Origin of the sequence: Pseudarthrobacter sp. BIM B-2242 (assembly GCF_014764445.1) — a bacterium.
Lineage (GTDB): Bacteria > Actinomycetota > Actinomycetes > Actinomycetales > Micrococcaceae > Arthrobacter > Arthrobacter luteus_A.
In genome coordinates, this window is record NZ_CP061721.1 from 1,783,725 (window position 1) to 1,806,176 (window position 22,452).

Here is a 22,452-nt window from a genome sequence, read left to right on the forward strand (position 1 = left end):
TGGACCATGTCATATGGCGCTACACCTCGGGGCGAAAGGTCTTTCGCAACGTGGAGCAGTAACCGGTGCCGGAGTACTTACAATCTTGGGGTGCAGCTCCTTGTTTGAGTGTGTTTTGATGGGGCTGAATTTGGGCCATCAAAAGTGTCAGGCGCTCAACAACGAGCGCTAATACTGGGACACGCGAGGGCAAAGTGGTAGAAGCATTCAATAAAATGTCAGTGGCAGGATGCATCATGACCATATGCACGAACTTATTGAACTTGTCGAGGGAACGAGCCGCGCTGGATACCCTGCTGTCGTCTGGATTTGTGCATGCGGGAGGCGCGGTGCAGGCAGCCGTACAGTTCCTGAGGCACAAACCGGATTCTTGAAGCATGAGCGAGGGCGCGCCCGAGCCGCAGCGGACTACCCGGCCCCGCGCCGGCTAAATACATCACGCAGGTGGTAGCCGTTGGCACATCTGGTGGCGAAGCCGCTCCACGTTGAAGAGACTGAAGCATCTTTCCACAGTGTTGCGGCCCTCGTAGGTCTCGGTGTCGAAGTTCACGGGGGTGTCCGCCTCGTGAATTGCGGCGTTTGCGGCGCCCGATCTGGTCAGAAGGTCACGAAATTCAGCCTGACATTTCCGATATTATCCAGATGTGACCCGTCGAAGCTCTGATCGTTCAAGTGCTGAAGCGCGCCGACGGCGAGAGGCGCAGCAGCGCCGCGGCGACCAAGCCCGATTACGGTCGGCAGAGTCCATTTTGCCAGACTCGCCGACGGTACCGCAGTCCGATTTGTGGGCCGCTTCACGGTCTGGCGCCCGTGCCGGGCGCGGGTTCCGTTACCAGGATGTCGTTGCGGCTCTTATTGTGCTCAGTCTGTGGAGCGAGGGCGAGGCGACTGCGCTGGTGACCCCGGAGGGGTACGACGACATTTCCGTGCAGTCCCGCGCCGGGTCTCATTTCATTCAAGTAAAGTCGCGGCGCGAGACCGCAGGCCAGTTTCCGGCGACAGAACTGCGCAAACATCTGCGCTCCGTTGCTGCGGCTTGGGTGAAGCGCCGGGATGTGGGGCTTCCGCCCGCGACAATCCTGCTGCTTGAGCGTCCCGTCGCAGGCATTCCGGTACCTGGGTGGGACAGCGCCCGGCGGTCGGACTTGACCGCCGGGCCGGAGTTGTCCTGCGAGTTAGATACGGTCTCCCTCGGAGATGACCAGGCGACGGCAGCATTTGCAGCCTCGATTTCTGTCGCGCTGTGTCCAGATCCCAAGGCTCGAGCGATCACTATTGTCGCCACAGCCCGTAGCATTCCAGAGTCGCTGGCCGAAATCGTTGTGGCTGCGGTTTGTACGCAGATCGGCGAGACCAGCAACGCGAACGCCGATCGCGATGCGGCAAACCGTGCAGTTGTCGAAGTTTCCGGAATCGATGCCCTCGTAGACCACGTCCTCGCGACCGTCGACCTGGAACTGCTTGACGAGGCAAGGTCGCTCGGGGTCTGTGAGGCCGTAGATTGGGGAACGCCAGGCGACGGATCGGACCTACGGCAGGGCGCGCACGTCGGTGCTCTACATGTCGCTACCGGAATGCTTGTGCCCCGACCTGACCTCACGCGGCAGGTGATCGAAGTCGCCGAGGCGCGCCGCCTGGCGGTCATCAGCGGGCCGAGCGGTAGTGGCAAGAGCGTGCTCGCCTACACCGCCGTTCACCAGACCCGCACCTCGTATCGCTGGCAGCAAGTTCACTCGCTGACACCCTCGGGGCGCACCGGACGTGATGCTGTTGCGCTGCTCGTTGCGCGCATTGAGTCCCTGCGGCCGAGCGTCTATGCTCCGGTCGGCGTTATGATTGATGACGCGGGGCGCCATGACCCTCGCCTACTCGACCGGCTGCTGCGGCGGCTCGCGGATCTGCCGAACGTGATCACGGTGGTTTCGATACGCGAGGAGGACCGCTTCCCGGTCCCGCTGCTGTCGTCCATCGCCACGATAACGCCCATGCTGGACGAAGCCTTCGCGGAGCAGCTCTGGCGCGACTACCGGGTCCACGATCTCACCGCTTGGGCCGGCTGGCGGGAGCCAGCCGAGCGCGCAGGCGGCCTCCTCCTGGAATACGTCACTCTGCTCACTGAAGGCGAGAACCTCGATACCGTCGTCGGTGCGCAAGTCCGGGCGCGCGAAGCCGACCAGAGTCGGTACCTCGAGCTTGAGATTCTTCGCCTTGCTTCTTGTGCTAACCAATACGGTGTTGCTGTCCCCGCATATGCGATCCAATTGGTTTTAGGTGCCGATCCTGGCGCATTCACCGCAGCCAGCCGTCGCCTCATCGACGAGCACCTTGTCATCGAGGATTCGAGCAGTCTCTTACGACCGCTGCACGAAATCCGCTCGTCAGCGCTCGCCCGTGCGGCCCACCCGTTCGGACAGCGGGAGAGCCTTCGGCGCGTCGTCGCACTCGTGCCCAGCACCGAACTCGCACGATTCCTTCGACGCGCACTCGAGTCCGGGGCCGACTCGGCCGTGATGATCCAAGCCGCAACCGAGCGCGTCACACGCGATCACGAACTCGAGACGCTCGTAGCGGTCGCGTCGGCCTTCCGCGCCGACGGGCTGCGACGGCGGGCCGACGATTGGAGGCGTATCCTCGACGAATCTGGGGTTGATGCAGGCAACGCTGTTACTGCGTTCACGTTGTCCCGCACCCAGCCGCGCCACGACACTGACCAGCTCTTCAAGCCTGAGATTGTCGCTGCCATACAGCGGCTCCGCAGTGTCCCGACCGATCCGGATCTCCAACCCCTCTGGCGAAGGATAGACGCGAAGCTAGTCGAAGAACTCGTGACCACTGCGGTCTCCGATGACGATGCAACTCATCTCCTTTTACAAGCCATCACCGTACTTCGCGGTTTTGACGCCACAGCCATGGAAGCCGCGGCGGACGCAATCGGCACCCGACTAACGGTATGGGCGCTGAACTACGCAGCCGACATCACCGAGGCGTTGCGCCGAGCGGCACCCGAACTCGCGGAACGCGCTGTCACTGCAGCCGGCGGCGAGCAACTACTTTTGCGCAGGATCGCAACAGAGACGCCGTGGCTAGCGGCGCTGGACCGCACGGATGACGGCGTTGCCGGAAGCTGGATCTTCATCGACGAGGAACTACAACCGGATCAGAACGAGTCGGTCGTCGAAGTCTGCCGGCTCGCCCTCGCTCTCGCCCCCACGGCGATGATCGCGAAAGTCGGTGCGGTCGATGCCCTCGGACGTTTGGTCAAGCTCGGCGACTACCCGCTCGTCGACAAAGCAATTCCGCGGGAGAATCTGCCCCACAGTCTCGAAGTTTCCGAAAATAGAGCCCAAGCCCGAGCACTGGCCCGAAAATACGGCGCCGGCACGCTGACATCTAAGCTCGCGGCTGAGGCCGAAGCGCTCGGGGCCCTAGTCGAGCTGCTCCCAGAGATCACCATCGCCCATCTGGGCGATCGAGCCGTACCACAAGCGACTGTTCGCCGGTTCGATGCGGCAACTGCACTGCTTTCAGAGATGGATGCTCCGGCAGACGAAGATTACACGGACGAGGTCCCTGGTGCGCTCGGCGACTACCCCGTTGAAAGCACCGCCGTCAATGTCGTGCGATCGCTTCTCCAGCATGTCATTCCAAACCTCGCGCGGGCAGCCATCGCTGAGCGACGCCCCATCTTGGCTGTCGGAACGCTTGACGACCTCATCCGTAAGGTCGGCACATTGATCGAACTTGACCGATTCCGTTACCTCCCTGATCCGCCGGACTGCGCTCTGCTGCTCGACTGTCTCCGCCACCTACGCGTGATCGCGTCCGCCAGTGCAGGAGCGGACACTCCGGTCCGCGCATCCATGCGTGCCGCCGCTGGCCGACACACAGGAAATGCAAGGATTGAGGCTGCGGCCGCTGTTGCCACCGAACGCTCCTCGGCAGCCCTCCAGAAAGAGTCCGTGCGAATACGAGATGCGCTCACCGGCTCGGGGTTCGCCGTATCGGTCGACCCGAGCTGGTCCGACTACACGATGATTAGTTGGCCACCCGGAGACCTAGCGATCACGGTGGAAGGGGAAAGTGCCCTTACTCATCTGAAATCCGTTGCGGCCCTCGCGGATGCCGCGCGGGATGCTCGTGAACAGCCGGACCGCCGCATGTGGATCGGACTTCGCTCGCCCGATGGGTACCCGCGTGCCACGATCTTCCAGGTCGCACATGACGGGGTTATCCCACTTGGCAATCGCGAAGCGCCCTCCGCGTTCGCAGGTTCCCTCGCCTCGACACCGATTTCCGGTCCCTACGCGACTTATCTGCAACTGGCTCGTCGTCTCTCGTCGATCGCCGCGATCATTGCGATCCGCGGAAGTTCTCTGAGCCCCAACGAAGAAGGCCGAGTTCTCGAAGAATCGTGGGCGGGTCTCGTCAGCGTCAAAGCGCAACTCGATGAGCTCACGTCCGCGCATGCTGGAACCGAATACGTTTCGGTGCTCAGCAACATATTGACGACCATCGGCACGGCAATCACGGATGACCTGTCCACGGCCATGGACCTAGCAGAGAGAGGTGGATCGGGGTGGGGCGAGATCGCGAGCCTGCAAAGCCTGCTGCTGCTTGACCCGGACAGAGCGGCCATAGCGGGCACCGACGCTGCGGTCGTCTACGGCACGGCAGCCGTCATCGCGGACGTCGAGGACGATTTTGAGGGCGCCGATGACCGCATTGCACACATGCATGAGCACGCTTCAAGTTCCTAAACGATCGGTCTTCCCGCAATGAACTGGTGGCGCTTGGGCAGATGATGTGGGCTGGCTGGAGTATTGAAGTCGAGGTCTGGAGTTTGGGTCGTACAGCAAGCAGCATGATCGACGTGCTCGCGTTCTTCTTCGGCCGGCCCCGCTGCAGCGATCAACGGATAGCTCGAACATTCTCTTCGGCTCCGCCTTCGGCTTTCGCAAGCTGACCACCACATCGCGAGATCGTGGCTCGAAACCGGAGGATTCGGACCACCCCTGCACCCCCGATTTCCACGAGCCAGATAGTATCTCGATGTGACATCAGTAGTGGCCTGGGAACGTCAGGTGGGACAGCTTTCGGAAATGGTTGTCTCTAGCGACAGCCGCCTTGGCGGCGGTGAGCGTTGGGACGCTTGTGCGAAAATATTCGATGTTGGTCGCGACGATGCACTCCTCGCCTTCGCGGGGAACACCTGGCGTGCACTGCCGTTGGTGTTCCAGGCTGTCGCCACCACGCGTTCCTACAACGGCTCGGCGCTTCGAACCCTTGATCTTCATCAGTTCGCAAGACACCTGGAGAGCGTGCTGAACGCAGTACTGGACGAGGCGAAGGGGCCCGCCGCCCTCGAAGTGCCTGAGTGTGAATTCCTTCTAGCCGGCTGGTCATGGAGACTCAACGGCTTCCGCATCTACCGTTACACATTCGACAAGGACAACTGGCGCTTCACCGGCAACGGCACCCCGGGCCGACTCCCTCCGGCACTTCGTGGCCATGGACGTGGAACTCGTTTCGCTACGATTGGAGACGGCGGCAGGAGACTCCAGGGAGCGCTGGCGCGGGATTACAACAAGGGACTCATATCCGGAGCGATGGACTACCATCCTCTCGAATACCTCTACCGCCAAACCCAGGACTCATCTAGAAACGAGGAATCCGTGGGTGGCCCGGTTCAGGTGTCCAAGGTGTATCGATCAATCCGAGTGGAGCACTTCGCTGTGCGCACCGCCAATGGCCTGTCTGTTTCTGGAAGACCGGTCTTGCCGTACGAACACCTTGATCTCCGGGCGATCGAGCGGCGCGACGATTCCGGCGAGTGGTTTACGGAAGCCAGTGCTCCCCAGATCCCAGCAGCACGCGCCGCGCTTGAAACGCTGGAACCAATCATGGATAGCGACCACGACTAGAGACCGAGAGGAGTCCCGACTCACGAAACCATGCATTTAATGACTACTGCGCACGATCGGACTCGGGTGATCATGAGGAAATCGGTCGATTCAAAGCTGTGGGGGCACGGAGGGCCCTACAGGGCCATCACGAATTTTGGTGGCTTGGGGGAGCGGTGCGTGGTTGTTTGTCCTGTCGAAGCGGGTGTGTACAGTGTGCACACCTAACCGTCGTTTTGTGCGCGGCGTACCCATGGTGCCAATAACTTCGTGTCGCTGGTCCGCTGCTTTCTTTGGAATGAGATGAGCCTGTCTTGCCACGGAAGCCATCTTGGCGCTCACTGTGCAAGTGCCGATAGTGTTGACTCTGTAAGGCTCGGCGTCCCGCCTCGACTATTCGGAAACCTGCAGCCTGCGCGCTCTGCCGAGCTCGACTTGCGCTTGAAATTGGTCTTGTGTGCCGGCTCACCGGGGCATGCGTCTTTCTTGGGAAAATCCCAACTTCGAAGTAGACTAGTAATCTGCACTTGGATGGTCTGAGGCGTATGCACCTTTAAGTGGGGGAGTCATGGACGCAGATACTCAACTATTGCAAGCTGGCGCCCGCGCGCTGCAACGCATTGATGCTCTGCAGATGAAGCACTTGGATGTTGCCGCGGCGGTAGGAATGACTCCTGACGCCTTATCTCGCTCCCTGCGGGGCCAGCGCAACTTCAAGCTGGTAGAGATGGCTGCCTTGGCCGACCATCTAAATACCTCGATTCACTGGTTGGTGACCGGTGAACGCGATCCGTACGAGGTTAAGCTGTCGGCTCGCCACGAATGGGATGCGCACTCGCGGTCAGATCAAGACCATGATTGGCGCATAGCCAAACGCGTTGGAAATGACATGGCGGCTATATACCATCAGGCTCAGCTGGGACCGGCGGGCAAGCCTTCCTCCGTTCCGAGGGGATGGACGCCACTTCAAGGGGCTCAGTGGGCTCGCCAGCACCTGGAAGCCGCTTTGGCTCCCGACGAGGTCGTGGCTGATCATTTGCCGGATCTGCTTGAGCGCGTCTTCGCGATAGACGTATTTGTGATCGACTATGACACAACATTCGACGCCTACTCGGCAGAAGCCAACGGCGCCAAGTTTGTCGTGCAAAAGACGACTGGCGCTTGGTGGAGGGCGGTCTTCAATATCGCCCACGAGTTCGGCCACATCCTTCACAATGACCTGGCGTACAGCGATGAGGAACGGACTGTACGCGCCGATGAATGGTGGGCAAACAACTTCGCCGCCGAACTCCTGCTCCCACAGGCTGACGTAAGGGCCTTCGACTGGGACGCTGGGAGTGTCAAAGATTTGGCTGAGTTTGTGGAGAGCCACCGAGTATCCACTCTCGCGACGGCAAATCGGGTCAACAGTCTTGGGATTTCGCCGAATGAACGGCTCGCTGCCGCTTTGACTTGGAAGACACCCAGGCTTATGCAAGCCCGTCACTCGCCTTTTTGGGTTTCGCCTATGGACGGGGTGTATCGCAGGCCGCGGTTTCCTTCTCGAGTCGTCGAGGCTCACCAATTGGCTGTTGCCGAAGGACGTGCGAATGGTCAGACTTTGGCGTGGATGTTGGGAGTTCCTGTAGAAGACGTTGACCCAACATGGGTTGCTGGGCCGTCGATGACTGCTGAACGCCTGCACGCTGTCCTGTGAACGACGCGAAGGGCCAAATTGAGTTCGTTTTTCCTGACACAAGCCTTCTGATGAACTTTGCTGCCGTGAGCCGCATAGACCTAGTCAAGGCGGTCGTTAAAGATCGGGGTTGTTGGACGGAAGCCATTCGCGACGAGGTTCAAAGGTGGTGCCAGGAATCGCGGTACCAAGCGCTGGCGGAGGTATTCGACTTCATGCCACCGGAGCCCCATATTGCCAGATCTGAAGAGATGGCCACCGGCGAGGAGATCCGGCGTCGGCTAGCTAAACCCGGTGACCCTCGCGGTCAGCACTGGGGTGAGTGTGAGACCTTGGCCGTGATTCACCACCGTTACAACGAAAAGACTGTGTTGGTTCTCTCCGAGGACGCAGGCGTTCTAGCCGAATGTCGTCACCAGCGTGTCGAAACTGTAACCACAAAGGTCCTACTTGAGCTCGCAGCTATACGAGGTCATATCTCTTGGCTTCAAGCAGAGGAGATCGCACGACTGTTGAAAGATATGGGGGAGCCTGTGCTGAATTATCCGCCAGCCATTCGCCCTCCTATGCCTTCGGGTCTGCGCCCTCAGCCGGCGGGAGACGCATAGCGTCGTCATGGAACGGCGTGCCGACCGGGCACATCAGGGTCGCCATCTCGCCGCGTTCATGTCGACCGGGTCTGTCGAGTGCCAGTTGAAGGAATGGGTGTGCTTTTGCCTCTGCCTTCCCACGAGTTGGTGCAGCCGATAACCAAAACTTGGACCCGAAGCTCTTGTACTTCGCTCCAGGAGGGTTTCGCTTCCGGGGTCGGCGCGTAGTAGCGCCCTGGTTGCGCAGAGGACCCGCCCAGAGATCGTGGGGCATATCAGAGTGACAATCAGCGAAGCTTCGGTGCCCTTCCATGGAACTCATGTAGGGCAACAGCACGGCCCGGATGGCAGGGATGCAAGGACAAGAGAAAGGTGTTGACAGTGTCAACACCTTTGTCGCCGGAACGGGTCGTACATCGGCCGGACTAGATCGGATTGCTTATGTTTTCGGGAGTTCCTAGTGTTTGCAAGGCCTGGAATGCAGTTCGAGTCCCACCTCGGGCACGTGTTTTCCCTGTCCAGGGGCTTGTTGGTTTCTGAGTGTGCACACGCTGTTCACCTGTGGGCCCTTGCGGGGGCCTTTCTTTGGTGGTGGCCTGTGGCCGAGCGGCTCGTTCCTCGTGGGGCTGATGCTTCCGCGTTCTTGCCTCTTCATGGCTGAGTGGGGGCGCGGCTGCATTGGTTGGGTCCCCATGTAGAAGTCCAGTGTTTGTGTGAGTTTCGTGTCCGAGAATGGACATAGGAGGAAATTCACGAATCATGGCACGCAGACACACCCCTGAGCAGGTCATCGCCAAGGTCCGGCAGGGCCAGAAGATGCTCAATGACGGCCGCCCGATGCTCGAGGTCATCAAGGAACTCCAGATCACCGAGGCGACCTGGTACCGCTGGCTGAACCAGTACGGGTCCGAGAAGAACGCCGAAGCGTCCAAACGGACCAAGGAGCTGGAGAAGGAGAACGCCCGGCTCAAGCGGCTGTTGGCGGAGAAAGAACTGGCCATCGACATCCTGAACGAGGTGGCCAAGGGAAAATTCTGAGCCCCGAGCCCCGCCGCCGTGCCGTGCGCATGGCGGTGGAGAAGTTCGGGGCGTCCGAACGCTTCGCCTGCAAGGTTTTGGGGCAGAACCGGTCCGCGTTCCGCAAGAAGAAACCCGACATGGGCTTCGAGGAAGCCCAGCTCCGCTCGGAGCTACGTGCCATCGCGGTCAAGCACCCGGCGTGGGGCTGGCGGAAGGCCCGCTGGCACCTGCTGGCCCAGCCGGCCTGGGACGGGGTGGCGCTGAACAGGAAGCGGGTGCGCCGGCTCTGGCGCGACGAAGGCCTGACCTGTAAACCCAGGGCGAGGAAGAAGCGCCGCACCGGGCCCGGCGCCGGGGAACAGAAACGCCTCACAGCCCAGTACCCGATGCATGTGGTCAGCTTCGACTTCCAGTCCGACGTGACCTCCTGCGGGCGGCATATCCGGTTCTTCAACGTCATCGACGAATACACGCGCACGGCGCTGGCGGTCATCCCGCGGAGGTCGTTCAAAGCATCGGATGTGGTCGCGGTGCTGGAGAACATCATCGCCGAAACCGGCGCCGCACCGGCCTACCTCAGGTGTGACAACGGCCCCGAATTCACGGCCGCCGCACTGATCGAATGGTGTAATACCGCCGGAGTCGACACCGCGTTCATCGACCCGGGATCACCCTGGCAGAACGGCTTCATCGAATCCTTCAACGCCCAATTCAGAAGGGAACAACTCTCCGGAGAAATCATGGACACCATGGCCGAAGCCAAGTATTTGGCCGAGGAATGGAAAGCTATCTACAATCATGAACGGCCCCACGGATCCCTGGACGGCATGACGCCGAAACGCTACTGGGAAACATGGACGCAAGAAAACCAATTAGCTACCGCATAGACGCTGGACTGCTAATGGGGGCCCAATCACTCTGCCGCCCCGCCGGTCCCGGCACTGGCTTGTAGAACTGTTCAGGCTGACCATCCCAGGGTGTCTGATGAAAGAAGGCTTCAAAGTTGAGCGGGGGAGGGGCCTGCGGCTCGCCTGTCACGAGCGGGTGTCGAGGTAGTGCAGAATCGCCCGGGCCGTTTCCTCCGGAGCGCTGACGTGGGGGCAGTGCCCGGTGGCCTGAAGCTGCACCAGGGTGCTGTGTTCTAAATTCCTGTGCAGATAGGCGCCTACTTCCGGCGGGGCAAGCCGATCGTCGGAACACTGCAGAATCAGGGAGTTCGTGCGCACGTTTTTCAGTTCAGGGCGGGTATCAGAGAAAAAGGTTACCCCGGCGAAGTGCCGCGCGATGGTCGGATTTGTCCGGCAGAAGCTGACACGCAGGTCCTCCGCCAATTCCGGCGCCTGCGGATTGCCCATCACCATGGGCGCCACGGCCGCGGCCCAGGCGAAATAGTCGCTGTCCAGAGATGCCAGCAGGCCCTCGATGTCTTCCCGCGAAAACCCGCCCACGTAGCCGTCGTACGGGTCATCCGTATGGCGGGGTGAAGGAGCAAGCAGGACCAGGTGGGAGAAACGGTTGGGGTCCTGCACGGCGGCGATCACGGCGACCATGGTGCTGACACTGTGGCCTACGAGGATGACGTCCTCAAGGTCAAGGGCGGCGCAAATCTCCAGCAGGTCCGACGCGTACCCATTTAGGGACCCGTACTTCTCCCAGTCATAGGCGCTGATGTCGGAGTGTCCCGCACCAACATGGTCAAAAAGCACCAGCCGGTAGTCATCAACGAAATAGGGCAGCAGCTTCTGCCACATAGCCTGATCGCATCCAAAACCGTGGGCAAACATCATCACAGGCCCATCAACCCGGCCGGATATGGTGACATTGTTCCGGCCGATTACAGCAGCAACTGCTTCAATCACGTTCTCACTGACCCTCGCGTAGGGTGACTTCCCGTCCCAGACTATAGAGAATCCTAGGGATCTTCCCACTATGAACTTCAAGGTGACATCGATCCAGCCCATTACTTCCGACGCGGTTAACGCAACTCCTCCGACAGGGACCATGCTCGCGATCAGAGCGTCGTCAGCCAGTACAGGTGCGAACCAAACGGCTACGGCTCTCCACGGAAGTATTGGCCCGCGCCTCTGATCCATTGGCGGCAAAAGACCGAGCAATAGTGGCTGACCCAGCCCCTCTTCGGGGACTTCCCCGTCCATTCTCGAAGCCGATAAGGGCCCTTCGTCAGCCTTGACTGAGGGAGAGGAGCCCAAGGGCACATCTGAGGAGTTCGGCTCACGCGGAGTTTCCAGGAGTCACGGTGTAGCCTTCCGGGATGGGCCTCGGGATGGTGGGAGCCAGTTGGGATGCCCGGACGGCAACGGCCCGCCCGGCTCTGTCCCCGGTCGTTGTCGTTCAGCTAGTCTTTTGCGATGGCTGACATGGAATTCAAGAAGCGCTTGGATCAGGTCGACGGGCTGTACAACGAACTCTACGAGTTGCGGCAGCGCGGTGATAATGCCGGCAAGGAAGAAATGCTGTTGGCAGAGATGCGGCTGGATAACGCTTGGCGGGAGTTGTACGCATTCATGGGGCTTCCGCTGTCACCAGATGCCCAGACAGGCGACGGTTCCGAGTAGTGTCGGCTACCGAAGTTTGTGCATCTGCTCCGACCACTTGTGAAGACACCCTCAGGGTGGAGTGCAATTCGATATGACCGAGAGGCGCAATAGCCGCGATATTAGGTGATCCAATCTCCTGCGGACCGGAAGCGTTTCTGGTCTGCCCTCGGCGCTACACCATAGGTGGCACCAAAGAGAGGGCGGAGGGTCTCATCACTGCCTGACCTACTGCGCATCGCAACTGCTGACGTGACGGAATGCCATCTTCGACGTGCCCGGCCTTTGGGACCGCTGAGTGCGTGCGAGCTGTTCCCAGAGCTGACCCATATCGATAGGGTGATCACGAGCGGTGTCGATGTAGGATCGCTCGGTTTGGAACCAGGCGCCGAAACCGGAGCCTGGGTTACGCCATTCGATTCTTGGGAGGAAGCATGTCTAATCCAGAGCAGGATCCAAGCCAGCAGGAGGGCCCAGCCGACGGCGGCGCGGACGGCATCCCAGGCGCCCACGACGGCGGTGCCGACGGCGGTGCCGACGGGGGTGCTGACGGCGGTGCTGACGGGGGTGCTGACGGGGGTGCTGACGGGGGTGCCGATGGCGGTGCTGACGGGGGTGCCGATGGCGGTGCTGACGGGGGTGCCGATGGCGGCGTCGAACAACAGGGCAGCTGAGTTTGAGCTCTACCACTGACTTCCAGGACCCCGGCCCGGGGAGGGATGCCGGGGTCCTGGAAACACGCCTGATTGGCATCGCCCATGAGAAATTCGCCAGCGACGTCTGGGGGCGCACTGCGCTGCTCACGCGTGGTGTCAGCGACTTCTCCGATTTGTTCTCTGCAAAGGCCGTCGACGAACTGATCTCGCGCCGCGGGCTGCGGACACCTTTCCTGCGTGTAGCCAAGGGTGGCTCGACACTTCCCGACTCCTCATTCACCTCGCCGGCAGGCGTTGGCGCCACTATCTCTGACCAGCTCGACGACACCGAACTTTGGCGCAAATTCGCCGACGGAGCCACTCTCGTCCTACAGGCGCTGCATCGCACGTGGGAGCCGGTGTCGAGCTTCAGTACGCAGCTAAGTACCGAGCTCGGACATCCTGTGCAGGCCAATGCATACATCACCCCGCCCCAGAACCGCGGTTTCGACGATCACTACGACATCCACGACGTCTTCGTTCTGCAGATCGAGGGAACAAAGCGCTGGATCATCCATGAGCCGGTCCACATGGATCCGCTGCGTAGCCAGCCCTGGACAGATCGCCGCTCCGCCGTCGCCGAGGCCGCTAAAGGCACGGCCTACATCGACACGGTCCTCAAGCCCGGTGATGTCCTCTACCTGCCACGTGGTTGGTTGCATGCCGCCCAGGCACAGGGCAAAGTCTCGATCCATCTCACCCTGGGAGTTCACAACTGGACTCGCTACGGGCTGGCCGAACACCTGGCGCAGGCCGCGCTTGCAGCACTGTGCGACGATCCCGAGATGCGCCGTTCCTTGCCATTGGGCGTGGAGGGACCCGATGGGGAGATCGCCGCCGTGCGTGAACGTCTCGCCGCCGCAATCTCTGAGGCTGATACCACTTCCCTTTTCCACCGCGCCCGGAGGGGACAGGGACGCCCGGCTCCGCTAGGCCCCGTGGCCCAGCTCGCGGCCCTCGAGCGCCTCGGCCCCGCGTCGCTGGTGCGGCTTCGGGATGCACTGGAACCACGGCTCGAGGGCTCACGCCTGACTACCCGCGTGGGCTGGCTCGATTTCCCGGAGACACATCTGCCGTCCGTCAAGCTCCTGCTCGACGGCAAGGATCACCCCGTGACGGATCTTGGCGTTGAACTCGTCGAACGGCTGTTACGCGCAGGAGTTCTCGTCCCCGTTGAACAGTGATGTCCCCCGTGGCCCCAACAAAACGTTTCTTCTGCGCAGAAAGCGCTCGGACGCGCGGCGACTCGATGGCAGGCACGGCGTCGCCCGGCTCGGTTTGGATCCTCATAGAGTACCGGGGCGGGTGGCCGCCCAACGGCTTCGACGGCCTTGATCTTGACGCTGGAACAAAAGCCCTCGTAGTCTCGGCTGCGCGGACGGCACGTGCACGGGTCCTCTTGGTGCGGCGGCCCGGCCCACGCCGGCGCCTCGGTCCCGGACGTTGGGCCGTACTGCGCCATCAAAGCGCCGACGCCTATCAACAGCTATGGGGAACGTGGGACCGGGACGAGGACCTGGCAAAGATCGTCCCAGCCCTGACATCGCCCGGACATCCTGGCTTGCCGCCGGTCATCCTGATCTGCGCTCATGGTCAGCATGACCCCTGCTGCGCCGTGCGGGGACGGCCCGTAGGACGTGCACTCAGTGAGCGATGGCCAGAGCTGGTGTGGGAGTGCTCCCACGTTGGCGGTGACAGGTTCGCAGCTAACGCCGTCGTCGCCCCCGACGGTGTGTACTACGGTGGACTCGATGCCGAGTCATCCGTCACCACGATCGAGAATCACCTCGCCGGTCGCATCCACGCAGAGTATCTGCGCGGATACACGGATCTCATCCCACCACAGCAAGCCGCCGTCGCTGCCGTGCTCGGACGTTTCGGCCCCGCCGGCCGGAATGACTATCTGGTCACTGAGACCTTGAGCGAGGGCAACCATTGGCGCATCCACATCACCGGCCGCCCGCCCCACCCGGCGCATATCGACGTGGAACTGCGGGCCCACCGCTCACCGCCTTGTCAGCTGACCTGCCGAGGGCCGGCGCTGGGCTCGGTCATAGTCTACGAACCCACCTCCATCCGCAGAACCTGACACTTGCGGACCGCACAGGCTGCGCTGGAGATCCATCTGGTCAACGGCAGCTCCCCGTCACCAAGCGATGGCAGCCACTAACGCGTACGATCACGAGGCGCCAAGAAGGCTTTCCAGCATGAACGATCACCAAAGGTGTTGCCCGGATTGTCCACTGTTTCTGGTCGAACGCCCATAAATGTCAAAGCTGAATGTCCGGCGATAGCTGTCAGACATACCGGCCGGCCCGTGGAGATTGATGTCCCACCGGCTTCAACATCCTTTTCCTGAAGTTTCCGCAGTCCCTCATCATCCTCTCAAGCCTCCAGATTGCAGAGCTCGTGGCCGAACGGCTGGACAGCAGTCAGGGCTGGCTCCCGCGATGGCAGGTCTCTAGGGCGGCCTGACTTCAGTGGTGGACAATCTGACGCCAGAGCTGCAGATGCGTAGGCTCCAAAGGGGCACGTGAGCGGAGGCCAACGGCGTCCTTTAGAGGGATGCGCTCATCATCCCGAGGTGCAGTGAGGCACGTTTATAAGTGTGCACGTCGTGCGCACTTCGGGCTCCGGATGGGTCGTACTGCAGCCGGACCGGGCCAGAGGGTTCAGAGGACTCCGTGTCCACCAATTCAGGAATCCGTAGGCGGGCAGGAGCCTCCCCAAGCTGCCGCAGTTGCACGGAACGCACCCGTTGGATTTCATTTCGAAACTTGAGCAAAACCTGCGCCTTTATGCAGCGTGCTTCTGTTTGAATGACCTTGTACAATTCCTTGCCTCCCTTGTCAGAGCAAGAACCTGGGCAACCTCTCGAGGCACTAGCTGATGCTTGGGGGAACGAAATGCCGGGAGAGCGTGTTCGGTTCGATCGCAGGATTATCGAGGCTGGGATCGCAGCGGCTTTGGTGCCGGTGTTCTTCCTAGGCCTGGCAGGGCCTTTGCCTGCGGTGAGCGCCCGGGACGGCCTGACCACTTCGGCTGATCTGTTGGAGACCCTTGAAATGCGGCCGGAAGCAGGCGTGCCTTTGGATCCCAAGGGCTTTGGCCGTTGGATTGATGCTGACAGAGACGGCTGTGACACTGCCAACGAGGTGCTCATTGCAGCGTCCCACCCGTCCATGATCGTCGTTGAGCCACCCTGCACAATCATTTCCGGCAGCTGGATTTCCCTATACGACCGCGTATTTGCATCAGATCCAGCGGAAATGACGGTCGATCATATGGTCCCGCTCGAGGAAGCCTGGCAGTCAGGGGCCTGGGCCTGGACGGCCGAACAGCGGCGCGACTTTGCCAACGACCTCAAGTACCCGGACACGACTCTCAGGGCCGTGACAAGGGCCGTCGATGACGACAAAGGATCCAAAGACCCGGCCCAGTGGCAGCCGCCAGGTTCTGGCGTGCAATGCGGCTATGCAGACAAATGGATCTTTGTGAAGTCCCGGTGGAACTTGAGCGTTGACCCCGCCGAGTACGCCACGCTGATGGAGATGCTCGGCGATAACTGCCCCGAAGGAACCCTCATTCCCGAACGCGGCCTGACCCCAGGCCTGGGACCCGCGGCCATTATCGGCGAAGTAAGCAGCGTGGGAACGGTGTTCAGCCTCCTCACAGTGGAGGCATACGCAGAGGACGGTTCCGTGGCCGGGCGCACGTCTGTGGATGCCGACGGCAGCTACGAGCTGACCGGGCTCGCACCGGGAACCTATCGGCTCAAGTTCCTCGGCGGAACCAGCGGCGCCCTGGACCGGTGGTACAGCAGCGACAGTCCGGGCCAGGAACCCACACCTGTCCACGTCAGCTCCGGCGAAGTCATTTCCGGCATTGACACCGGGCTGGAAAAACCCCGCCTTTTCACCGATATCCCGCCGGAGCACCCAAACTTTGACACAATCCTGTGGGCCGTCGTCAGCGGTTACATCACGGGCTACCCGGACGGCACCTTCCGGGCTGACACCCCGGTAAACCGTGGTTCCCTGTCGGCGATCCTCTACAGGTACGCCGGAAGTCCTGCCGTTCCCCCGAACGCCCCGACCTTCTCTGATCTGACGCCCGGTTCCGACTACAATGACGCGGTCCGCTGGGTCGCGGCCTGGGGCATTGACGACGGGTTCACCGACGGTACCTTCCGCCCTGAAGAGGAGATCACCCGCCGGTCGCTCGCGGTTTTCCTCCATCGGCTGGCCGACAGTCCCCGGGTCCCCCCGGACGCACACATCTATTCCGCTTACTCGGATATCCTGCCCGGCATGCCGAATTATGAAGAGTTGGCATGGCTGGCGTCCACCTTTGTGGTCGTGGGTAATCCCGACGGGAGCTTCGGACCTGATCAGCTTGTCGAACGCGGCGCCATGGCCCGTTCGCTGAACTTTTACCGCTTTGGCTTCAACTTCCCGGTCATCGGCACATCCCCTGCACCGGCTTCCACCCATGTCTCCGTCGACGCCGGTGTAATCCCCGACGCTCCGACGACTGCCAGCGGCACAGCCTTCACTGATGTTCCCCCGGGTGCGTTGTTCTACCGGGAGATCTCGTGGCTCGCGGAATCGCGCGTCTCGACGGGCTGGATCGAGGCAGGCGGGACCAGGACCTACCGTCCCGCCCAGCAGGTGAACCGCGACCAGATGGCCGCGTTCCTGTTCCGGCTTGCCGGCAGGCCGGACTTCGTCCCCCCGTTACAGTCGCCCTTCGCTGACGTGCCCACGACGCACGCGTTCTACAAGGAGATCTCTTGGCTGTGGTCTGAAAAGATCAGTGAGGGCTGGAGGGAGGCAGACGGTACGCGGACGTTCCGCCCCGCGGCAACGGTCAACCGCGACCAGATGGCAGCATTCATCTACCGCCATGCCGGATCTCCCGCCTATGAGCCGGACGGCCAGTCCGCATTTGCGGATATCCCCACCGACCACGCTTTCTACAAGCAGATCTCCTGGTTGGCGTCCACCAAAATCAGCAACGGTTGGACCGAGGCTGACAAGACACGTACCTTCCGCCCGGGTGCAGCGATTCTGCGGGATCAGATGGCAGCGTTTATGCACCGCTACGCGTCCAATGACTGAAAGGCGCCCGAGCGGGCACCGGCGCGACCTGAACAACTCATTGGATCCTTACGCACCCCGGATCTCCAGGTGCCGTTCCACTCGATAAACCCAGGCGTGGCATTGGCGGCTCAGCTCTCCGGAAGAGCGGCAAAGGCCTTCCGCCGGTGAATGCATAATGCCCCGAATTTGTTGATGTCCGAAAAGCTGGGATATCTCCTCGATCGGGACTAACTTGAAGGCAGCCGTTGTCCGCGGCTCCGACGAAGGGGTCACCATGAGTTACAAATATCGAACTGTCCGGGTTCGCGGTACAGAGCTCGTTGGAACGATTGCCAGGAAGCACGGAAGTGCGGCCGAGATCTACGAAACGTCCAAGGACCCGAGTACATCGGTGGTACCGGTGTTCTTCGAGGCCACGGGCGAGGTCCGCTTTTTCGACAGGTCAATGCTGGAGGACGTGGTGGCGCCGGCCAGCTGAACGCCCCTGCCGCGGGGCGTGGGCCACGTCGGCCCGCGCGGCGGGTGCGGGTAGTCACGCTGTGGACTGCCGCCACGATTCAGCTGTCCTAGGGTGCGAAACCGAGCAGCCTGAGGGAATAGCCGCCCATCACGGTCCAGAAGAGGACCGCGTATCCGCGCTCTCCGACCCTTGTATTCAGGAAACGGCCGAAAAATGTGCTGGCAATCATGACGGGGAAGAGACCCGCCATTAACAGCAGGGATTCAGTGCTGAGCAGCCCTGCTCCGGCGTAGACGCTGGCCTTCGTCGCGTCTCCCGCAAGTGAAACAATCGACGCAGCGCCGACCAGGTGGCTTCGGTCCAGGTTGAGCAGGCGCAGCGCGACCCCCTTCAGCGGTCCCGACGTTCCCGAGAACCCTGACGTCGCACCCGAGGCCAAGGCAAGCACCGGTGCCCCGACCTTCTGCATTGCGGGGAGTCTGAGGCGCTCGGCAGCCAGCGCCAACACGATGCTTAAGACCACTGCGGCGCTCACCCACGTTTCGGGAGCGGCGATGAGGAGGGCAGCACCCAACACGGAACCGATCACCACCAGCACCAGGACGATCAGGGATTTCCGCCAGGGGATAGTGCCGCGGTACGCAACGAGTTTGACCAGATTATTGGCCGCCAGCAGCAGGGCCGCCAGAGCCACGCCTTCCTTGGTACCGATGGCCAGCGCAAGCATCGGCACCAAAACAAGGGAACCGCCCAATCCTGCCGAAGCGGACAGCGTACACGCCAGCGCTGTTCCCAGCAGCGTCAGTAAAATGATCTCCGGTGTCATGGCCCCGCCCGACTATTCAACCCAATGTGAACTGATGCTCCCTTTGGGAATTTGTTGGAGGAGTCATCACACCCTGGAAAACCTGACAATCCGGGGAAGGATGTCGGTGCGGGTCGCGCCGCCTTCGAGAGTGTATCCGGATGCCACCCAAGTATTGGTGGAGGGCGTATGCCGACGGCAGGATAGGTAGTCTCCCCATTTAGGTTCGTTGGGTGAATGGCTTCCCTGCCTGCTGTATGCGGTGCTCCACGTTCCGTTGTCCTCACGGATTCCGACGATATGTCCGGGGTGGCGGTCTTCTCCGCCATAGAACGCAGTGAACCCCAGGACTCCTGAATTGTTGGTGCACGCTGCCGGATAGGCCCAGGACCGGGTGGAACTCCAGATATCAGGCTGGGCCGTGACCTGCTTGGTGGCCTCTGCGATCTGCACGACTCTGCAGTACGCGCGGGGCCGGTTCGTTCCGCTGCCGGCGGTCCACATGAGGGTGATGGTGCCGTTGCCTATGCAGGCGCCGGTGATCCGCCGGTCGGCCCGGGCCAGCCAGTTCACATTGTTGGGGGCATTGGATGATATCGCGCTGCTTGATGCTGTGACGTTGATGTCCCACCAATTGACGCCGTTCTGCCCGTCTGCCCAGGAAAACAGGCGTACCTGTTGGCTCGAATTATGGCTGGCGAAGTACATCGTGCGTCCGGCGCCCTGCGTAAGCCGGAGGGAGCCGTTTTGTGTGGTTGTCCAGAAGTTGAAACCCAGCGTTCCCCGAGTGTCAATGGTCGCGAGGGGAAAGCGCATAACGACGGCCCGCTGCCATTGCCCGTCGCCGACATTGTTGAACACGTTGAACGTGATGAGCAAGTTGTCCGCCGTCACTGCGGCGTCGGGGTAGTCGAACCATAGCTGTGTCCAGGAACCGTCCAGCGTTGTCGGCGCAATATCCCACCAGTACCACGCGCCGGGGTTGCCGAAGTCGCCATCATGGACGGCGGCAAGCCGGAAAACGTTGGCACCATTCCGGCGGCTGTACTGAAGAATCCAGATCCATAGCCTGCGCCGGGCGTCATAAAGCACCACCTGATCACAACAGAAACCCCCGGCGGCTGACGGTAGCGCCGTGAACGGATCCACGTGCTTCCAGTTTGTGCCCCCGTCGGTGCTCTGACTGCAATACCAGTTCCCGGTCATGAACATGTGGCTGCCTGCCACCGCCGCTGTCGGTTCCCCCACGGTGGAGGTGTCATTGTTTGTGGGCCCGTCGCCGAGCGAGATGTTGGACAGGATCGATACGGGAGACATGGCTAGTCCTCGGAACTTTCGGCCGGATCAGTTTCAGGCTCGTCATCGTTTCGCGGAAGCCCGTCATCGATGGCCTCCTGCTGGTCTTCGTTTGTTTCCTCCGGCCCTGCCGGGCGCCGCTCTGTATGGATCGCTGCCTGCCGCTGGTCCATGTCAGGCCGGCGTTCCTCCGCTCCGGGGGACTCCTCTTCCCGCTCCTGGAAGGTTGGGCCCGGGAGCTCAACCCGCGTGGATTGCTCTGATCCTTGCGGGGCAGGAGAGTCTGCTGTCTCGCTCATCACGGCTCCTTTCTTCTATTGAGTGACAAAGTATGGCTTGGACCATTAGAGATGAGTCGGCGTTACAGGTGCGTTACTGCGAAACTCCAGCATCGCCGAACTCTGATATCGGACGCCGGAGTCACCGCAGACGGGAGGAACTTGTGCCACTGAAGAAACGTTGTTGGATTATGCGCTTCCGGCTCCGCACCTTGAAGTCCGTGCTCATAACGGTATGCACGGCGGGGATACTGGCGTCCTGCGCGACGGAGCCTGCGAACTCCGGAATCAAGGGACATGTCACCGTCGACGCCGGATGCCCCGAAACCATGGATTCCACGCCCTGCTCACAAATCCCTCTGCCCGCCCATATCGTTATCAGGGACACCTCAGGAACAACGGTCCGTGAAGCTACCAGCAACGGCCAGGGGGAATTCCAGCTCGAGCTCCCCGCGGGGACGTATGAGCTTCACGCCGCAAATCTCTCCGGGGCCCCCCTGCCAGCCGCCTCTCCGCAGCAGGTTGTTATCGAGGCCGGGTCCATCACCGAGGTGAACGTGGCATTCGACTCGGGTGTGCGCTGACATCAGGCGACACTCCCGTGAACCCTGCACGAAGCTAGCCGGTGGCTGGGCGGGCAGGGGGCGGGTTATTGCACCACGCTCAGCTCGCGGATGGTCAGGTCCCGGAAGGTAGCGGCTCCTTCATGTGCGTAGAGGCGGATGCCGTTGTCACCTTCAAGGGGGAACACCCGGTGTGAATGCACCACACGCCCGTCGCCAATGAACATCTCAACGCTCGTCCGGTCCACGAGGATGCGGATGCTGAGGCGTCCCGTCGAAGGATCGATGGGGGTCTGCGTCTCGCCGCCCGTCGGGTTGATCGTGGGCCGCCTGTTGACGTAGGCGAAGGGACCGCGGAGGAACGCACCGGCGGCCACATGCCTGCCGCCGCCGGGCGCACGGCAGACCTCGAGTCCCAGGTTTGCGGGCGGGGCACCGGGGTCCCACACCAGCTCGCAGGACAGGTCGTAGGAGAGTCCCCGGAAGTCGAGGTCCCGCGTGCCCGCCACCGCCGCGTCGCCAAGGCGATGGGTGCGCTTGACGTGGTTCGCAAGGGCCGACGTCGGTGCTGACGCCAGGTAGTAGCGGCCGTTTCCCCGCTTCAGCCGGAGATCGCGCACAATCATGTCGTCCCCGTTGTACGCGTCGGTGGCGAGGGTGGGCGTGTTGTGCGGATAGTCCCAGAAGTTCGCCCAGCCGATCACCCGGCGCAGCGTGCCGTCCTCCTTGCCGGACGCCTCGTGATGCGGGTACGTGACTGCCCCGTAGAAGTCGAAGCCGTAGTCGAGCCACTCCGGCTCGGGATGGTCGGGCGTGAAGGAACTGCCGTCGAAGGCGCCGGTCCAGTACGCGTACGTCGCGGGCAGGCCGCGGCCTTTGCCGTTGGCACTCGTGCCAAGGACCCAGTGCTCCGTCCCGTCATCAGCGGTCATGCGGAAGATATCGGGACACTCCAGCAACCCCAGGTCAGTGCGCACGAACTCGCCCACGCGCTGCCAGGACCGCAGGTCCGTTGACGCGTAGAACCCCAATTTCTGCCCCTCGGCGTTGGCCATGAACCACCGCTTGCGGTCGGCGTCCCGGATGACTTTGGGATCCCGGAAGTCGGGCACTCCGGGGTTCGGCAGCACGGGCTCTAGGCCGCCGGGCTGGAATGAGCGTCCCCGGTCCTTGGAGTACCAGAGGTACTGGGCCTGCCGGCCTTCGGGCGCCTGGGTCACGAGGGCGATCACTGCGCCCTCGCCGTACCCCGCGCTGTTGTGGACGTCCTCTACGATGCATCCTGACCAGCAGTCGCCGTTGGCGTTGCTGAACTTCGGGATCGCCACGCCGCCGTCCTGGAACGCGACGTGGTCCCGGGTGGAAGCCCGCCGCCACGAGGTTCCCCCGCGGCCATCGAGGTAATCGCCGTTGTACAAGTAGTAATAGTGGTATTCGCCGTCGAGGTAGATGGGGCGCTGGGGATCGTTCTTCCAGTTGTCGGGGACGCTGAAGTGGAAATTCGGACGCATCC

Annotated in this window: 16 protein-coding genes; 11 read left to right on the top strand and 5 right to left on the bottom strand. The window is 61.8% G+C overall.

The window, feature by feature from the left end; translation table 11 throughout:
* The first annotated feature begins 644 nt into the window (after nucleotides 1–644).
* From IDT60_RS08220 to IDT60_RS08235, 4 genes are all read left to right on the top strand, one after another.
* Nucleotides 645–4,757, top strand: coding sequence for a dsDNA nuclease domain-containing protein (locus IDT60_RS08220; RefSeq protein WP_191081526.1), 4,113 nt, complete (start codon nucleotides 645–647; stop codon nucleotides 4,755–4,757).
* Nucleotides 4,758–5,051: 294 nt separating this feature from the next.
* A complete protein-coding gene (locus tag IDT60_RS08225) occupies nucleotides 5,052–5,921 on the top strand; it encodes a hypothetical protein (RefSeq protein WP_191081527.1) in 870 nt (289 codons plus the stop codon).
* A 547-nt stretch (nucleotides 5,922–6,468) separates the two neighbouring features.
* Nucleotides 6,469–7,596, top strand: coding sequence for an ImmA/IrrE family metallo-endopeptidase (locus IDT60_RS08230; protein ID WP_191081528.1), 1,128 nt, complete (start codon nucleotides 6,469–6,471; stop codon nucleotides 7,594–7,596).
* A gap of 1,328 nt (nucleotides 7,597–8,924) precedes the next feature.
* Nucleotides 8,925–10,072, top strand: a protein-coding gene (locus tag IDT60_RS08235) for an IS3 family transposase (protein WP_191081081.1) whose coding sequence is annotated in 2 segments (ribosomal slippage) — nucleotides 8,925–9,198 and nucleotides 9,198–10,072 — 1,149 coding nt in all. Because the reading frame shifts where the segments join, the coding sequence is not laid out codon by codon here.
* Between the two features lie 147 nt (nucleotides 10,073–10,219).
* Here IDT60_RS08235 and IDT60_RS08240 read toward each other — a convergent pair.
* On the bottom strand, nucleotides 10,220–11,044 hold the full coding sequence (locus IDT60_RS08240; RefSeq protein ID WP_191081529.1) for an alpha/beta fold hydrolase: 825 nt from the start codon (nucleotides 11,042–11,044) through the stop codon (nucleotides 10,220–10,222).
* Nucleotides 11,045–11,554: 510 nt separating this feature from the next.
* Between IDT60_RS08240 and IDT60_RS08245 the strand changes: the two genes are divergently transcribed.
* From IDT60_RS08245 to IDT60_RS08270, 6 genes are all read left to right on the top strand, one after another.
* The gene (locus IDT60_RS08245; protein WP_191081530.1) at nucleotides 11,555–11,761 is read left to right on the top strand and encodes a hypothetical protein; all 207 of its coding nucleotides are present in this window, start codon (nucleotides 11,555–11,557) and stop codon (nucleotides 11,759–11,761) included.
* A 413-nt stretch (nucleotides 11,762–12,174) separates the two neighbouring features.
* Complete coding sequence (locus IDT60_RS08250; protein ID WP_191081531.1) at nucleotides 12,175–12,414, top strand: hypothetical protein; 240 nt, start codon at nucleotides 12,175–12,177, stop codon at nucleotides 12,412–12,414.
* A 2-nt stretch (nucleotides 12,415–12,416) separates the two neighbouring features.
* Nucleotides 12,417–13,619 carry a cupin domain-containing protein gene (locus IDT60_RS08255; RefSeq protein WP_191081532.1) on the top strand — a complete coding sequence of 401 codons (1,203 nt, stop codon included), beginning with the start codon at nucleotides 12,417–12,419 and terminating at the stop codon, nucleotides 13,617–13,619.
* A 65-nt stretch (nucleotides 13,620–13,684) separates the two neighbouring features.
* Nucleotides 13,685–14,524, top strand: a complete 840-nt coding sequence (locus tag IDT60_RS08260; RefSeq protein WP_191081874.1) for a sucrase ferredoxin — start codon at nucleotides 13,685–13,687, stop codon at nucleotides 14,522–14,524.
* Nucleotides 14,525–15,617: 1,093 nt separating this feature from the next.
* Entirely contained in the window at nucleotides 15,618–17,555 is a 1,938-nt protein-coding gene (locus IDT60_RS08265; RefSeq protein WP_370590742.1) for an S-layer homology domain-containing protein, read from the top strand.
* Nucleotides 17,556–17,811: 256 nt separating this feature from the next.
* Complete coding sequence (locus IDT60_RS08270; RefSeq protein ID WP_164200168.1) at nucleotides 17,812–18,015, top strand: hypothetical protein; 204 nt, start codon at nucleotides 17,812–17,814, stop codon at nucleotides 18,013–18,015.
* A gap of 88 nt (nucleotides 18,016–18,103) precedes the next feature.
* On the opposite strand, the gene IDT60_RS08275 is transcribed toward IDT60_RS08270, so the two are convergent.
* From IDT60_RS08275 to IDT60_RS08285, 3 genes are all read right to left on the bottom strand, one after another.
* Nucleotides 18,104–18,823, bottom strand: coding sequence for a sulfite exporter TauE/SafE family protein (locus IDT60_RS08275; protein ID WP_164200165.1), 720 nt, complete (start codon nucleotides 18,821–18,823; stop codon nucleotides 18,104–18,106).
* Between the two features lie 66 nt (nucleotides 18,824–18,889).
* A complete protein-coding gene (locus tag IDT60_RS08280) occupies nucleotides 18,890–20,119 on the bottom strand; it encodes a hypothetical protein (RefSeq protein WP_191081534.1) in 1,230 nt (409 codons plus the stop codon).
* Nucleotides 20,120–20,121: 2 nt separating this feature from the next.
* Nucleotides 20,122–20,397 (bottom strand): hypothetical protein, encoded by a 276-nt coding sequence (locus IDT60_RS08285; protein ID WP_191081535.1) that lies wholly within the window; start codon nucleotides 20,395–20,397, stop codon nucleotides 20,122–20,124.
* Nucleotides 20,398–20,597: 200 nt separating this feature from the next.
* On the opposite strand from IDT60_RS08285, the gene IDT60_RS08290 reads away from it, so the two are divergent.
* The gene (locus IDT60_RS08290) at nucleotides 20,598–20,960 is read left to right on the top strand and encodes a carboxypeptidase-like regulatory domain-containing protein (RefSeq protein ID WP_223883925.1); all 363 of its coding nucleotides are present in this window, start codon (nucleotides 20,598–20,600) and stop codon (nucleotides 20,958–20,960) included.
* A 65-nt stretch (nucleotides 20,961–21,025) separates the two neighbouring features.
* Here the strand turns inward: IDT60_RS08290 and IDT60_RS08295 are convergent, their stop codons facing one another.
* Nucleotides 21,026–22,450, bottom strand: a complete 1,425-nt coding sequence (locus IDT60_RS08295) for a glycoside hydrolase family 32 protein (RefSeq protein WP_223883926.1) — start codon at nucleotides 22,448–22,450, stop codon at nucleotides 21,026–21,028.
* Nucleotides 22,451–22,452 lie beyond the last annotated feature (2 nt).